At 63.9% G+C, this 14,578-nt stretch carries 12 protein-coding genes; 4 read left to right on the forward strand and 8 right to left on the reverse strand.

Features of this window, described 5'->3' with window-relative positions; genetic code table 11:
• Window positions 1-65: 65 nt before the first annotated feature.
• Window positions 66-704, reverse strand: coding sequence for a Crp/Fnr family transcriptional regulator (locus tag AC4QBL_RS17125; protein ID WP_472907755.1), 639 nt, complete (start codon window positions 702-704; stop codon window positions 66-68).
• A gap of 118 nt (window positions 705-822) precedes the next feature.
• On the opposite strand from AC4QBL_RS17125, the gene AC4QBL_RS17130 reads away from it, so the two are divergent.
• Complete coding sequence (locus AC4QBL_RS17130) at window positions 823-1,602, forward strand: DUF4395 domain-containing protein (RefSeq protein WP_472907754.1); 780 nt, start codon at window positions 823-825, stop codon at window positions 1,600-1,602.
• Between the two features lie 143 nt (window positions 1,603-1,745).
• Here the strand turns inward: AC4QBL_RS17130 and AC4QBL_RS17135 are convergent, their stop codons facing one another.
• Entirely contained in the window at window positions 1,746-2,153 is a 408-nt protein-coding gene (locus AC4QBL_RS17135) for a transcriptional regulator (protein ID WP_472907753.1), read from the reverse strand.
• 102 nt (window positions 2,154-2,255) lie between these two features.
• Between AC4QBL_RS17135 and AC4QBL_RS17140 the strand changes: the two genes are divergently transcribed.
• Both AC4QBL_RS17140 and AC4QBL_RS17145 read left to right on the forward strand, forming a co-directional pair.
• Window positions 2,256-4,391, forward strand: coding sequence for a DNA methyltransferase (locus AC4QBL_RS17140; protein ID WP_472907752.1), 2,136 nt, complete (start codon window positions 2,256-2,258; stop codon window positions 4,389-4,391).
• On the forward strand, window positions 4,388-7,360 hold the full coding sequence (locus AC4QBL_RS17145; protein ID WP_472907751.1) for a DEAD/DEAH box helicase: 2,973 nt from the start codon (window positions 4,388-4,390) through the stop codon (window positions 7,358-7,360). Before AC4QBL_RS17140 ends, AC4QBL_RS17145 begins: the two co-directional genes overlap by 4 nt.
• 64 nt (window positions 7,361-7,424) lie before the next feature.
• On the opposite strand, the gene AC4QBL_RS17150 is transcribed toward AC4QBL_RS17145, so the two are convergent.
• Both AC4QBL_RS17150 and AC4QBL_RS17155 read right to left on the reverse strand, forming a co-directional pair.
• Window positions 7,425-8,522, reverse strand: coding sequence for an NAD(P)-dependent alcohol dehydrogenase (locus AC4QBL_RS17150; RefSeq protein WP_472907750.1), 1,098 nt, complete (start codon window positions 8,520-8,522; stop codon window positions 7,425-7,427).
• 190 nt (window positions 8,523-8,712) lie between these two features.
• Entirely contained in the window at window positions 8,713-9,744 is a 1,032-nt protein-coding gene (locus tag AC4QBL_RS17155) for an RNA methyltransferase (RefSeq protein ID WP_472907749.1), read from the reverse strand.
• Window positions 9,745-9,858: 114 nt separating this feature from the next.
• Between AC4QBL_RS17155 and AC4QBL_RS17160 the strand changes: the two genes are divergently transcribed.
• Window positions 9,859-10,728, forward strand: coding sequence for a pirin family protein (locus AC4QBL_RS17160; RefSeq protein WP_472907748.1), 870 nt, complete (start codon window positions 9,859-9,861; stop codon window positions 10,726-10,728).
• A gap of 167 nt (window positions 10,729-10,895) precedes the next feature.
• Here AC4QBL_RS17160 and cynS read toward each other — a convergent pair whose 3' ends face one another.
• The 4 genes from cynS to AC4QBL_RS17180 form a co-directional block, all read right to left on the reverse strand.
• On the reverse strand, window positions 10,896-11,339 hold the full coding sequence (gene cynS, locus AC4QBL_RS17165; RefSeq protein ID WP_472907747.1) for a cyanase: 444 nt from the start codon (window positions 11,337-11,339) through the stop codon (window positions 10,896-10,898).
• A 74-nt stretch (window positions 11,340-11,413) separates the two neighbouring features.
• Entirely contained in the window at window positions 11,414-12,286 is an 873-nt protein-coding gene (locus AC4QBL_RS17170) for an ABC transporter ATP-binding protein (RefSeq protein WP_492131609.1), read from the reverse strand.
• Window positions 12,276-13,139 carry a nitrate ABC transporter permease gene (ntrB, locus tag AC4QBL_RS17175; protein ID WP_472907745.1) on the reverse strand — a complete coding sequence of 288 codons (864 nt, stop codon included), beginning with the start codon at window positions 13,137-13,139 and terminating at the stop codon, window positions 12,276-12,278. Before ntrB ends, AC4QBL_RS17170 begins: the two co-directional genes overlap by 11 nt.
• A 2-nt stretch (window positions 13,140-13,141) precedes the next feature.
• On the reverse strand, window positions 13,142-14,548 hold the full coding sequence (locus AC4QBL_RS17180) for a CmpA/NrtA family ABC transporter substrate-binding protein (protein WP_472907744.1): 1,407 nt from the start codon (window positions 14,546-14,548) through the stop codon (window positions 13,142-13,144).
• Window positions 14,549-14,578: the final 30 nt, after the last annotated feature.

The following is a 14,578-nucleotide window of genomic DNA, read 5'->3' on the forward strand; positions in this document are numbered from 1 at the left end:
CGATCGGCCCATAAGGTTTCCGTGCAAGAAACGCAACGCAAGGCTGGGGTCAACACCGTCCAGCGTCAGAGGGCTGGCAACAACCGCAGCGCACCCGCTTCACGGGCCAAGCGCCCCGCTTGCTCCAGTGCCGAAAGGCCGCGGTACAGCGCTTCGTGCGTCACGCCCAGTTCGGCCGCGAGCGACTTGATTCCGCCCGGCACCAGGTAGCGCCCGGCCTCGCCTTCGGTGGCCAGCAGGTGCAGCACCCGGTCTTGCACGCGGTGCAGCGCCAGCCGCTCGCACTGCAGGCGCAGGCGGCGCACTTCGCGGTTGAGCATGCCGATCCAGCGCGAGGCAAAGGCCGGGTCGCTGGCCAGCGCAGCGCGCACCGCGCCCAACGGCACGCGGGTGATGCGGGCGTCGGTGAGCACGCGGGCGTCGCAGTGGTAGTGCTCAAACTGCAAGCTGGCCTCGCCAGTGAAACCGCGCCGTGAGCGCTGCAACACCACCAGCTCGCCATGCAGGCCGGGGCGCTCCAGCACCGCTTCACCGTGCTCCATAAAAAACAGGTGCGCCGGGCGGGCGCCGGTGGCAAACAGGCGCGTGCCCCGCACCAGGTCAACGGCATCGCACAGCGGGTGCAGCGCAGGTGGCAGCAGGGCGGCCAGCTCGGGCGGCAATGCGGGCACCAAACGGGTTGTGGCGCTGGGCAGGCTTTTCATATGATTTTGATCATAGGCGCTGCGGCTGTGTTTGGTGAATACTGCGCAGCCATGTCATGCCCCATTCTGGGCATGTTCAGCCTGTCTTTTGATGCCCAGCTTCCAACCACCGCCCACCATGCCCTTGTTTCAGTTTGGCCAGATCCGCCCCGAATTTGCCGTGCCCGTGCTCAACGAACGCGCCGTGCGCGCCAGCGCTGGCTTGTTGTTTGCCGCCGCGCTGATCACCTTCATGCACGCGTTTTTGCTCGGCAACTTCCAGCCCACGCGCGTGTTTGTGGTGGCCTTTGTCCTGGAGTTTTCGGTGCGCCTGTTCGCCGGCCCACAGTATGCGCCGGTGTACCGGCTGGGGCAGTGGGTGGTGCGCCATCAGCAGCCCGAATGGGTGGGCGCGCCCCAAAAGCGCTTTGCCTGGGGCATTGGTCTGGTGCTGGGCCTGAGCATGTTGTGGCTGCTGGTGGTGCAGCAGGTCATCGGGCCGGTCAACATGCTGGTGTGTGGCCTGTGCCTGGTGTTCATGTTTTTTGAATCGGCCTTTGGCATTTGCATTGGCTGCAAGGTCTACAACCTGTTCAACAAAGAACAGGCTCAGCTGTGCCCAGGCGGGGTGTGCGAAACCAGCCCGGCACCCCGCGAACGCTTGCCGGCCAGCACCCGCGCCCTGCAAGCGCTGGTGTTGCTGGGCTTTGCGGTGGCGGTGCTGGGCAGCGCCCGCTGGGTGCGCGACAACGCCATGCCCACGCCCGCCATGTGGCAAACCACACCGGCCAGCAGCAGCGCCCCCGCAGCAGCTACCGCAGCGCCCACCGACCCCGCCGAGTCGGCGCGCTGCGAAGTGCCCGCCTTTGCCAAGGCCATCGGCCACGAGGCCATGTGGAAGCTGCACAACGGCTGCTGACGCGGCGCTTCACCGCAACCGGCCACCTCGGCAAGGGTGGAGATCGCCACAGGCGGTTCAGCGGTTCTGGTTTTGGGATTAAAAATTTGCTCGTCTTGCCTTCGGCGCTGCCGGCTACTGAAATAGCCCTCTCACCTGGCACGTCAATTAGATGTATCCGGCTCGGTGTGCGCCTTGGCGAACGTCAGGATCACCTCTCGGATCACCTTTCGTTGCGCGGCAGGCAGACGTAAAAACGCATCGAACACCTCGCGCTCCTGGTAACCGACGCCTTCGTCCCAACGCTGACGATGCTCCGTTACCTTATTGCGCACCGCCTCGCCAAAGCGCAATACCTCCGGTTCAACTTTCAGCCACTCGGCCAACACCTGCAGCTTGTCTTGCTTGGGTATGGAGCGGCTGTTGAGCCAGCCCCAGGCCGCTTGGTTGCTGATGGATCGCCCAGGCCAGCGCAGATTGAATTCGTGTTCCAACACCGACGGGCTGGCGGCGTAACCCGCATGGACCATCGCCGCGCGCAAGCGATGGGTGAATTCGATCTTTTCGTCCATCCCAGCAAACTAAGATTCGCTTGAACGGTATTTCAAGTTTCTGTTGAATATGATCTCAACAGTCACTTGATTTTTGATTCAACCACCGGTTGAAAACCGCTCATGCCCAAATCCCTGCTCGAACAGCTGCCCGAGATCGTCGCCAACGGGCGCAAACAAGCCGAAAGAATCCTGGAGGGGCTGGAAGGCCGTCAGCGCGTGCGGCTGCAAACCCGCGAACTGGTACTGCCCGCGCGCGACGCCGCCGCGCAGGACTGGATCACCGCGCAGAAGCGCGCCGCCCAGCGCGAGGTGTTCGCCCCGGGCCAAACCAGCCTGCTGCCCAACCCCCAGGGCACGCTGGGCGATGCGGCTGCCACCCCGCCCGCTGACGCACCCTGGACCAACCGCCTGATCTACGGCGACAACCTGCTGGCCATGGCCGCGCTGCTGGCGGGCGACGAACACACGCCCAGCCTGCGCGGCAAGGTGGACCTCATCTATATAGATCCCCCGTTCGATTCCAAGGCGGACTACCGCACCAAGGTCAACCTGCCCGGCGTGGAGCTGGAGCAGAAGCCCACCGTCATCGAACAGTTCGCCTACAGCGACACCTGGTCAGACGGCACCGCGTCCTACCTCGCCATGATCACGCCGCGCCTGGTGCTGATGCGCGAGCTGCTGGCGGACACGGGGTCGATTTATGTGCATTTGGACTGGCATGTGGGGCACTACGTGAAGATCGTGATGGATGAGGTGTTTGGCAAATCCAACTTCGTGAACGAGATCTGCTGGTGGTATCGACGCTGGTCAGCCGCGGCGAGCACCTTCCAGCGGATGCACGACTCGATTTATTTCTATCGCAAGACGGAAAACAACAAGTTCAAACAGCTGTTCCAACCGCTAGCACCTTCAACTGCTGCCATCCATGGAGACACAAGGCGCATAAACGTCCCGGACGAAACCGGAAAGCTCATCACGATCCGCACCGAAGAACCCAGTAAGGGCGTCCAAATGCACGACGTTTGGGAAGTCCCCTTTGTTGTGGCGCACTCACAGGAGCAAGTTGGCTATCCAACACAAAAGCCTATCGAATTGGTGTCCCGAATCATCGAAGCAGCCACTGATCCCGGAGACCTCGTCGCTGACTTCTTTGGGGGAAGCGGAAGCTTCGTTGCTGCAGCTGAAGGAAGACGTGTAGAGAAGGACGGGAACAAAAGCATCTACAAAAGCGCCGGGGCAAGAAGATGGATTACGACCGATCTAGGAAAACCCGCCTGTATGGTCATGCGCAAGCGCCTGATCGACCAGGAGGCCAAGCCCTTTCTGTATCAAGCCATCGGCGACTACCAGGTCGAAGCCGCCAAGGTGGCGCTGGGCCGGGACTTCCGCATTGGCGACCTGTCTGCCATCGTGCTCTCCCTCTACGGCGCCCTGCCCCTGCCACCGGACGCGAACCCGCAGCGCAACCTGGGCCAGATCGCTGGCGTCGAACTCGGCGGCAAGCGCGGCAGCAAAACCCTGGTGCTGGCCGATTCGCCCAACAAGCTGACGGGCGCGGCCACGCTGAAGAAGGCGATTGCGCAGCGCGACAACCTGATGGGCGGCTGGGACCGCGTGGTGGTGCTGGGCTGGAACTTCGAGCCCAGCATCGGCGAGACCATCACCGCGCTCAACGACGCGCGGCTGGAGGTGCTGGTGATCCCGCCGGACCTGATGGACCGGCTCAAGAAAAAAGGCGGCATCGACAAGCTGCGCGGGCAGGTGCGCTTCTCGTCCCTGCAGTACCTGACGCTGCACCCAGTGGAGCGCAAACGGCGCACTGTTCGCCCTGAGCCTGTCCTTCGACAAGCTGAGGATGATCGGAACCAGGGGGCTTCGACAGGCTCAGCCCGAACAGATGAAGTGCCAGGCGCGCAAGAGACGATCACGGTGCGCCTGAAAAACTATGTGTTGCTCTCGCCCGAGGCCATCAACCTGGACGACGCCAACCGCGCCAAGCTGCAGGCCGTGGCCAACGCGGAGCCGCTGGCGCTGATCGAGTACTGGGCGGTGGACCCGGACTACGATGGCCAGGTATTCCGCTCGGTCTGGCAGGACTACCGGGGCAACACCGCCAACGACGCCGACGCGCTGCGTGTGGTGACGCAGGCGCACCTGTCGCTGCCGCTCAAGACCGGCCCGCGCAAGGTGTGCGTGCGGGTGGTGGATGTGTTCGGCTTTGAGGCTGAGGTGGTGACCATGGTGGAGGCGGCATGAGCGGCGCGGTGAACGCCAAGGACGCCGAACACCCCCTGGCCTTGTCCATCGGCCTCACGGCCAAAACCAACGCGCTGTGTCTGGGGCTGGAGAGCGGAGCAGCCGACCTACTGGAGCTGGTGACGCCCACCACCGCCGAGCTGCTGGGCTGGTGGTTTGGCGAGGACATGGTGGCAGCGCGTGGCGGGCTGAACTTTCACGCCGGGCAGAAGCAGGCGATCCTGAACGCCATCGTGGCGCACGAGGTACTGGGCGCGGAACACACCCACTGGGGTCTGCTGGACCTGTACAAGGCCGCAGCGCCCGATGCGCTGCTGACCGGCGCGCGACTGGCCGAGGTGTCGACCAGCAAACACGCGCACCCCAAGTACTGCTTCAAGATGGCCACCGGCACTGGCAAGACCTGGGTACTGCAGGCGCTGATGATCTGGCAACTGCTGAACAAGACGGCGGCACAGGCAGCGGGTGTGGACGACGCACGCTTCACGCGCCACTTCATGGTGGTCGCGCCAGGGCTGATCGTGTACGAACGGCTGCTCGATGCGTTCTGCGGCAAGCTGTTTGAGAACGGCAATGGCGCGCGCGACTTCAGCCGCTCGGACGTGGCCTTGTTTGCCGACTTGTTCATACCCGAGGCCTACCGCGAGCGCGTGTTTGCCTTTGTGCGCGGCAACGTGTGCAGCAAGAACGAGATCGGCCTGAAGGCTACGGGAAACGGGATGATTGCCATCACCAACTGGCACCTGCTGGCCGAGGGTGATGTGGTGGACGACGCGGAGGAACTGGAAACGCCCGGCGCACCGCTACCGCCCGAGCGGGTGGTGGGCGCGGTGCTGCCGCTCACACCAGGCCGCGCCACTGGCAACAGCCTGGACGTGCTGGACCGCCGATACGCACGCGGCAATGTGCTGGCGTTCCTGGCCGACCTGCCCGAGCTGATGGTGTTCAACGACGAGGCGCACCACATCCACGAGTTCAAGCGCGAGGGCGAAACGACCGAGGTGGAATGGCAGAAGAGCCTGAGCCGCATCGCCGAAACCAAGGGCCGGCGTTTCGTACAGGTGGACTTTTCGGCCACGCCATACAACGACGTGGGCACGGGAAAGAGCAAGAAGAAGCTGTACTTCCCGCACATCGTGACGGACTTCGATTTGAAGGCTGCCATGCGCGCCGGGCTGGTGAAGTCGCTGGTGCTGGACCGCCGCAAGGAGATCGGTGCGCTGCCTTTAACGTTCAAGGCCGAGCGCGACGAGAACGGCAACCCGGCCTTGAGCGAAGGACAGCGCGTGATGCTGCGCGCGGGCCTGAAGAAGCTGCGCAAGCTGGAAGCCGACTTTGCTGCGCTGGACCCGCACCGCCACCCGAAGATGCTCGTGGTGTGCGAGGACACGACCGTGTCGCCGCTGGTCGCGCAGTTTCTGCAGGACCAGGAAGGGTTGAGCGCCGACGAGGTGATGACCATCGACTCGGGCAAAAAGGCCGAGCTGGGCGAGAAGGACTGGGCGCCGGTGCGCGAGCGCCTGTTCAGCGTGGACCGGCATGCTACGCCGCGCGTGATCGTGAGTGTGTTGATGCTGCGAGAAGGCTTTGACGTGAACAACATCTGCGTCATCGTCCCGCTGCGCTCGTCGCAAGCGCAAATTCTGCTGGAGCAGACGATTGGCCGTGGCCTGCGCCTGATGTGGCGCGATGCGGAGTACAGCGACCTCAAGCGCGAGAACCGTGAGCGCATCAACGCGGGCCAAGAGCCAGGCAGCCTGATCGACGTGCTATCCATCGTGGAGCACCCGGCATTCCAGTCGTTTTACGACGACCTGATTGCGGACGGGCTGGCGGGCACGACCGGTGAAGACATGGACGACACCAGCGCCACCGGCGACGTGATCGCCGCCGAACTGCGCGAAGACTTCGAAGCGTTTGACTTCGGCATCCCGTTCATCTTGCAAGAGGCCGACGAGCTGCGCGACCACCAGCCGCTGGACGTGGAGAGCCTGCCCGCCTTCACCAGCATGTCGGCCGCCGAGCTGACCGGCCTGCTGGGCAAGGGCGACACCTTCATCTCGCAAGACCTGCAAAGCGCCACGCTGTTTGGCGACTACCGGGTGGACGGCGCGGTGATGAACGTGGGTGGCTACAACGACTATTTGTCGCGCCTGACGCGGCGCATCAGCCAGGCACTGCACGAGCCCTTGCCAAAAGGCAACAAAATCGCCACCCACCTGGCCAAGCCGTATTTGCAGGTGAACACGGCCGACCTCACCGGCTGGCTAGACGACTACATCTGGACCCGCCTGTTTGACGGTACCTTCAACCCGCAGGAGGATGAAAATTGGCGCGTTTTGCTGCTGCAGCCTGTGGTGGACCACCTCACCAAGGTGTTTGCGGTGGCGCTGCTGGAATCGGAGCAAAAACACGTGACCGGGCAGATTGAGGTGCACCGGCGCCAACTGTCTGAAGTGCCCCGACTGATGGTGCGCGAAAGCCATTCGGCGGAGGTGGCCAAATGCATTTACACCCGGCTGGGCTGGCCGGCGCGCAACGGGGGACTGGAGCGCGCCTTCATCCACTGGGCAAAGGCCGATGCGCAGGTGCACGCCTTCTGCAAGATCAGCGAGAACCGCCACAGCTTTGCCCGGCTTCGCTACGTGAAAGACGATGGACTGCCCGCGTTTTATTCACCCGACTTTCTGGTGCGCACCGAGGGCGCGATCTATCTGGTGGAAACCAAGGCGCAGCAACAGGCCATTCACCCCAACGTGCAGCGCAAGCTCAAGGCCGCTGTGGGCTGGTGCAACCGCATTAACGAGCTGCCGCCGGAACATCGCAACGGCTTGCCCTGGCATTACGTGCTATTGGCCGAAAACGTGGTGTACGAGTGGCAGGGCAAGGGCGCACACCTGGCCGAACTGCTGGACTATGCGCGGCTGCGGCCGCTGAACGAGGCTTCGTTGCAGCAGCGGTTGATCTGATCCGTTGGGCGCGCCCGCGTGAGCGGCGCCGGCCAACCGCCAGGGACGCAACGAAACCAACCGCTTACGGCTTGATCGCGATCTTGAGCACGCCGTCGCGCTGGTGTGAAAACAGGTCGTAGGCGGCGACGATGTTTTCCAGCTTGTATTCGTGCGTGACCATCACGCCCAGATCAAGCCGGCCAGAGGCCAACACATTCATGAGCCGGCGCATGCGCTCTTTGCCGCCGGGGCAGAGCGCCGTTCGGATCTGGTGGTCGCCCAGCCCGGCGGCGAAGGCCGAGAGGGGAATGGTCAGGTCGGTGGAATACACGCCCAGGCTGGAGAGCGTGCCGCCCGGCTTGAGCACGCGCAGCGCCGACTCAAAGGTGGCCTGCGTGCCGAGCGCTTCAATGGACGAATCGGCGCCACGCCCGCCGGTGATCTTCATGATCTCTTCGACCACGTCGCAGTGGTTGAAGTTGAGCATGACGTCGGCGCCCAGTTGCTTCGAAATACCGAGCCGGTGGTCGTTGCCGTCCACGGTGATGATGGTGCTGGCGCCCAGCAGGCGGGCGCCTGCGGTGGCGCACAGGCCAATGGGCCCCTGGGCGAACACCACCACGGTGTCGCCAATGCGGATGTTGGCGTTTTCGGCGCCCTTGAAGCCGGTGGACATGATGTCCGGGCACATCAACACCTGCTCGTCGGTGAGGCCGTCGGGAATGGGGGCGAGGTTGGCCTGCGCGTCGGGCACCAGCACGTACTCGGCCTGCGTGCCGTCGATCAGGTTGCCAAAGCGCCAGCCGGCCGTGGCCTTGAAGCCGTGGCACCCGCACAGGCCCATGGGCACGAGGTAGCTGCCGTCCTGCGAGGGGGCGCCGTCCTGGGCGGCGTAGGAATTGAAGTTGGGGCAGATGGCCCCGGCGATCACGCGCTGGCCCTCGGCGTAGCCCTGTACGGCGCTGCCCAGTTTCTCGATGACGCCCACCGGCTCATGCCCCACCGTCAAACCTTTGGCAACCGGGTACTCGCCCTTCAGGATGTGGACATCGGTGCCGCAAATGGTGGTGGTGGTGATGCGCACCAAGGCATCGTTGGGGCCAACGTCCGGGATGCGCTTGTCGGTGATTTCGATGCGGCCGGGTTCAACAAACACGGCGGCTTTCATCATGGCGGTCATAGACACTCCTTGGGTGGTAAACGAGATGGGCGGGCGGGCTCAACCAGCCATGGACGACCCGACCTTCCCCGCAATTTTTCAGTCTACGCCCATGAGCGGTACAACCAAGCTGATGTGCGTCAACCCAAGTGCACACCCCGCCGGTGGCTGGCGCCCGGATCGGTTTGCAGACCGGTCAGCGCCGCGCCGATCAGGCTGCGCGCAGCGTGATCACTTTGCGTGCCGGCTTCTCAGCCCGGGCCCGCAGCTGGCCGCAGCCGCCGTCCACGTCTTGCCCGGCCGACTGGCGCAGCTTGGTGAGGATGCCGCGCTGGTGCAGGCGGCGGGCTATTGCCGCGGCTTTTCCCCAGCTGGGGCGCTGGTAAGGCAGCTCGGGCACGCTGTTGTACGGAATCATGTTCAAAATGGCGTACTTGCCCGTGAGCAGGCGCACGATGCCGTCCAGCTCTTCGTCGGTGTCGTTGATGCCTTCCAGCAGCGTCCACTGGTACTGAATGGGGTAGTCGGTGGCGCGGGCGTACACCTCACCCGCCTCCACCAGTTCTTCGGGCGACAAACGCGGTGCACGCGGCAGCAGCTGGGCGCGCAGGTCGGCGCGGGTGGTGTGCAGCGAGAGCGCCAGCGCAGGCTTCACGCGGCCTTGCGGCAGCGCTTCAAACACGCGCGGGTCGCCCACGGTGGAGAACACCAGGTTTTTGTGGCCGATGTTGCCCACGGTGCCCAGCAGGTCGATGGCCTCCATCACGTTGTCCAGGTTGTGCGCGGGCTCGCCCATGCCCATGAACACCACTTTTTTCACCGGCCGCAGGCTGCGCGCCAGCGCCACCTGCGCCACGATCTCGGCGCTGCCCACATGGCGGATCAACCCCGTGGTGCCGGTCATGCAAAACACGCAGCCCACCGCACAGCCGATCTGGGTGGACACGCACACCCCGTCGCGCGGCAGCAGCACGGTTTCTGCCATCTGGCCGTCAGCCAGCTTCAGCAGCAGGCGGGCCGAACCGTCTTCACCGGGGTGTTGTGATTCAAGCGTGGCCAACGCAGCCAGCTCGCGGGCGATGGCGGGCAGCTCGGCCACCAGGGCGGCGGGCAAGAAGTGTTCAACCTGGCGCCGGCCGCTGGTTTGCGGCAGGGCCTGGCTCCACAGGCGCAGCACGCGCTGCTGGTGGCGGGGGTTGGCGCCGAGCGCTTGCAGGCGCTCGCGCAGTTGTTCGATACGCATGGGTGGCGATTGTCGCGCGCCTGCGCCGTTTGCCGGATGGGGCGGCACGGCGAGCGGATGCGGTGGTGGGTTAAGGTCGGCTGCCGTTGCCCACAGAAACCCGAGGAGAACACGATGCTGGAAACCGTCATCAACGCCCGAGCCGCCGACCTGGGCCACGGCCTGATGGTGCGGCGTGTGCTGCCGTTTGCCCAGCGGCGCAGCGTGGGGCCCTTTGTATTTCTGGACCACGCCGGCCCGGTGCCGCTACCGTCGCAATACGACCGTGCGTCGGACGTGCGCACGCACCCGCACATTGGCCTGTCCACCGTGAGCTATTTGCTCAGCGGCCAGATCACGCACCGCGACAGCCTGGGCACGCTGCAAGTCATTCGCCCCGGCGAGGTGAACTGGATGACGGCGGGGCGCGGCATCACGCACAGCGAGCGCTTCACCCACCCCGACTCGTACCTGGGTGGCGGCCTGGAGCTGATGCAACTGTGGGTGGCGCTGCCCGAGGCTTTTGAGGAATGTGATCCCGCCTTCACCCACTACCCAGCCAGCACCTTGCCGGTGCTGGAAGCCGATGGCGTATGGATGCGGCTGGTGGCTGGCAGCGCCTACGGCGAAACCAGCCCGGTGCGCACCCACTCGCCGCTGTTTTACCTGCACACCGAATGGCAGGCCGGCGCCCGCAAGGCGCTGCCGGGTGGCTACCGCGAGCAAGCCGTGTACGTGGCCAAAGGCGAGATTGAGCACGCCGGTGAGGTGTACCAGCCCGGCCAGTTGCTGGTGTTTGGCGACGACGCAGACGCTGCCATCACCGCCCGCACCCCGGCCACGCTGATGCTGTTTGGCGGTGAACCGCTGGGCGAGCGCCACATCTTCTGGAACTTCGTGTCGTCGCGCAAAGCGCGCATTGAGCAGGCCAAAACCGACTGGGCGGCGGGCCGCTTTGCGCTTCCGCCGGACGACAAGGACGAGTGGATTCCGCTGCCGGGTTGAGGCCAGACCCAACCTGCACACCGGCGCGAACCAGCCAAAGCCCCACGGGATCGGACCCGGCATCCGGCGCGCAGTGCACCACCCAGAGATGCCGTGGAACCGGCTTTGCCAGGCCACTGGCATCACCCCCCTAAAAAGGGGGGTGACGCCGCAGGCGGCGCGGGGGGTTAATACGACTTGTAAGGCAAGAATTTGCCCGACATCACGATGTTCACGCGGTCGCCGTTCGGGTCGGCCTGGCGCTGCATGTCCATCTTGAAGTCGATCGCGCTCATGATGCCGTCGCCAAACTCTTCGTGGATCAGTTCCTTGAAGGTCGTGCCGTACACGCTCACCAGTTCGTAGAAGCGGTAGATCAGCGGGTCGGTGGGCACGCTGGTGGGCAGCGAGCCTTTGTAGGGCACCACCATCAGCCACTTCTGCTCATCGGCACTCAGGCCAAAGATCTTGCCCAGCACCTTGGCCTGCGCCGGCGTGGCGGTCATCTGGCCCAGGCACAGCGCCGTGGTCCATTCCTTGGACTGGCCGACCTTGGTGGCCACGTCGGCCCAGCTCAGACCCTTGGTGACTTTGGTGGTGATGATTTTTTCGGTGACGTCGAGTCGGCTCATGTGTTGCCTTTTGGAGTGAGAAAAGAAGCAGGAGTGGAACAAAGGGGATCTGACCGAGGAGGCTCAGTATGGTTTCAATGGGCTTTCGCACGACTGACCAGAAAGTCAACGATGTGGTTGCGCAATTCGTAGTAGCCTTCCAGGTGGTGCAGTTGCGCACGCGTTCGGCTGCGCGGCAGCGGGTTCACCACCACCTCGGCCATGCCACCGGGCTTGTAGCCCTGGTCGGTCTCGGTTCCGTTGCTCATGAGCAAGATGCGGTCGGCCAGCAGAATCGCTTCGTCCACATCGTGCGTGATCATGAACACGGTCTGGTGCGTCTCGCGCACGATGCCCATCAGCTCGTCCTGAATGGTGCCGCGCGTGAGTGCGTCCAGCGCACCAAAGGGCTCGTCGAGCAGCAGCATCTTGGGCTGGATGGCGAAGGCCCGCGCAATGCCCACGCGCTGCTTCATGCCGCCTGAGAGCTGGCTGGGTTTTTTGTCGATGGCCGGGCTCAGGCCCACCATGGCCACGTGTTTTTCCACCTGCTGGTTCACCTCGGCCTGGCCCCAGTCGGGCCAGCGCGACTTGACGGCAAACGCGATGTTTTGCCGCACCGTGAGCCAGGGCATGAGCGCGTGGCTCTGAAACACCACGCCGCGCTCCAGGCTGGGGCCGGCGATCTCGCGGCCGTCCATGAAACAGTGGCCGCTGGTGGCGGTGTCGAGCCCCGCCAACACATTGAGCACCGTGGTTTTGCCGCAGCCGCTGTGGCCAATGATGCAAACGAACTCACCCTTGTCGATGGTGAAGGACACGTCGGCAAACACCGGTTTGTCGGCCTGGTAAGCCTTGGCGAGGTGCTCGACTTTGAGGAAACCGGACATCGAATAAGCCTTTTCAGTGGGGGCGTTCACAGGGACCGACAGTGCCGCGCTTTCGCGCACGCTGGTATCACTCCACATAGGTCACCGCCTTCTGCAACTGCGCAAACATGAGGTCGAGCAACATGCCCACCACACCGATCAACAACACGGCAAAGATCACGTTGGTGAGCGAGAGGTTGTTCCACTCGTTCCACACGAAATAGCCCACACCCGTGCCACCCACCAGCATCTCGGCGGCCACGATCACCAGCCACGCAATGCCCATGCTGATGCGCATGCCCGTGAGGATGGTGGGCGCCGCCGCCGGCAAGATCACCTGAAACGCTTTGCGCAGCGGGTTCACCTCCAGCGTGCTCGCCACGTTGAGCCATTCGCGCTTGACCGCCGCCACACCAAACGCGGTATTGATCAGCATGGGCCACACCGAGCAGATGAAGATGACGAAGATGCCACTCACGTCCGAGTCTTTCAGCGTGTAGAGCGCCAGCGGCATCCAGGCCAGCGGGCTGATGGGTTTGAGCACCTGCACGAACGGGTCAAAAGCCTTGCGCATGAGAGGCGACATGCCAATGAGAAAGCCCAGCGGTATGGCCACCGCCATGGCCAGCGCAAAGCCCAGGCCCACGCGCCAGAGCGAATGCGCCAGCTGAATGCCGATGCCTTTGTCGTTGGGGCCCTTGTCGTAAAACGGGTCGGACAGGTGCACCCAGCTGGCCTTGGCCACTTCCAGCGGTGGCGGGAAGCCGGTGCTCTTTTCAGCCCCCGGGTCTTTGCCCATCATCTTGGCGTACTCGATCTCCTCGGCGGTCATGCCGGTGGACGCTGCGCCGATGGAAGGGCCGGTGGTGGCCAGCTGCCACGCACCCACAAAGCAGATGAACAGCAGCAGCGAGACCACCGCTGCACGCAGGTTGAGACTGAGGGCTTTCATGGTCACGCCGCCTTGCTGATGGCGAAGCTTTTCAGGTATTCCTCGGGCTTGGCTGCATCAAATTCCTTGCCCATGATCTTGTGCTTCACATAAGCGGGGCCGGCGGTGAACGGCTGGCCCAAGTCTTTCATGTGCTTGCGCGCGTCGGTGATCAGGAACACTTTTTCAGCTACCTGCTTGTAGTTCACGTCGCCCTTGAGGTAGCCCCAGCGCTTCATCTGCGTGAGCATCCACACGGCCATGCTCTGCCAGGGCATCGGGTCGAAGTCGGCACGGTCGGGCACGTTCTGGATCTTGCCCAGGCCGTCGGCAAACTTGCCGGTGAGCACCTGGTTGATCACCGCCTCGGGCTGGTTCAGGTACTGGCTGGGCGCAATCACCTTGGCAATGAGTTCGCGGTTTTTGGGGTCGCGCGCCATGGCCGCTGAGGTGAGCACCGCGCGGTACAACGCAGCGAAGGTGTTGGGGTTTTTCTGGATGAACTCGGTGCTGGTGCCAAAGGCGCAGCAGGGGTGGCCGTTCCACAGGTCTTTGGTGAGCAGGTGGATGAAGCCCACTTCGTCGTACACCGCGCGCTGGTTGAACGGGTCTGGGCCAAGGAAGCCGTCGATGTTGCCGGCGCGCAGGTTGGCCACCATTTCGGCCGGCGGAATCACGCGCAGCTGCACGTCGGTGTCGGGGTTGATGCCGTTTTCGGCCAGGTAGTAGCGCAACAAGAAGTTGTGCATCGAGTAGTCAAACGGAATGCCGAACTTGAAACCTTTCCAGTTTTTCGGATCCCGGTTGTTCTTGTGTTTCAGCGCCAGCGTGATGGCCTGCCCGTTGATGTTCTGGATGGTGGCCACGTTCATGGGCGTGGCGTTGCTGCCCAGCCCCTGGCTGATGGCCAGCGGCATGGGCGACAGGAAGTGCGTGGCGTCGTATTCCTTGTTGATCATCTTGTCGCGCACCAGCGCCCAGCCGGCGGTCTTGGTGACTTCCACGTTCAGGCCCTGCTTTTGGTAGAAGCCCAGCGGGTGGGCCATGATCAGCGGCGTGGCGCAGGTGATCGGGATGAAGCCGATCTTGAGGTTGGTTTTTTCCAGGCTGCCTTTTTCCTGCGCCATGGCCTGCATGCTGGCCACGGGCAACACACTGGCAATGGCCGCCATGGCCGTGCCCTTGCCCACCGCGCGCAGAAAGCGGCGGCGCTCTTCGTCTTGCGGAAACAGCGCCTTCACCAGCGTGGCTTCAATGAACTCGTTGCTGTAGGCCTCGAACTCGGCGGTCTCGCTGCGCCGGCGCAGCTCGACGGCCGCGCTGTCGGCGGCCACCTCGGCGTGGTGGTCGGCCAGCGTGTGGTCGCGGCCACAGCTGCACTTCATCATCAAAGGGCGGTCGGCGTTGTAGGGATCGAAGAATTCGGACATGGCACACCTCGTGAGTTGTAGACGCGGTGT

The organism is Hydrogenophaga sp. L99 (assembly GCF_058731905.1).

What these genes read in the sequence shown, in the direction of transcription:
- AC4QBL_RS17125 (WP_472907755.1), bottom strand. Translation starts at nt 704, where the DNA reads ATGAAAAGCCTGCCCAGCGCCACAACCCGTTTGGTGCCCGCATTGCCG.
- AC4QBL_RS17130 (WP_472907754.1), top strand. Translation starts at nt 823, where the DNA reads ATGCCCTTGTTTCAGTTTGGCCAGATCCGCCCCGAATTTGCCGTGCCC.
- AC4QBL_RS17135 (WP_472907753.1), bottom strand. Translation starts at nt 2,153, where the DNA reads ATGGACGAAAAGATCGAATTCACCCATCGCTTGCGCGCGGCGATGGTC.
- AC4QBL_RS17140 (WP_472907752.1), top strand. Translation starts at nt 2,256, where the DNA reads ATGCCCAAATCCCTGCTCGAACAGCTGCCCGAGATCGTCGCCAACGGG.
- AC4QBL_RS17145 (WP_472907751.1), top strand. Translation starts at nt 4,388, where the DNA reads ATGAGCGGCGCGGTGAACGCCAAGGACGCCGAACACCCCCTGGCCTTG.
- AC4QBL_RS17150 (WP_472907750.1), bottom strand. Translation starts at nt 8,522, where the DNA reads ATGACCGCCATGATGAAAGCCGCCGTGTTTGTTGAACCCGGCCGCATC.
- AC4QBL_RS17155 (WP_472907749.1), bottom strand. Translation starts at nt 9,744, where the DNA reads ATGCGTATCGAACAACTGCGCGAGCGCCTGCAAGCGCTCGGCGCCAAC.
- AC4QBL_RS17160 (WP_472907748.1), top strand. Translation starts at nt 9,859, where the DNA reads ATGCTGGAAACCGTCATCAACGCCCGAGCCGCCGACCTGGGCCACGGC.
- cynS (WP_472907747.1), bottom strand. Translation starts at nt 11,339, where the DNA reads ATGAGCCGACTCGACGTCACCGAAAAAATCATCACCACCAAAGTCACC.
- AC4QBL_RS17170 (WP_492131609.1), bottom strand. Translation starts at nt 12,286, where the DNA reads ATGTGGAGTGATACCAGCGTGCGCGAAAGCGCGGCACTGTCGGTCCCT.
- ntrB (WP_472907745.1), bottom strand. Translation starts at nt 13,139, where the DNA reads ATGAAAGCCCTCAGTCTCAACCTGCGTGCAGCGGTGGTCTCGCTGCTG.
- AC4QBL_RS17180 (WP_472907744.1), bottom strand. Translation starts at nt 14,548, where the DNA reads ATGTCCGAATTCTTCGATCCCTACAACGCCGACCGCCCTTTGATGATG.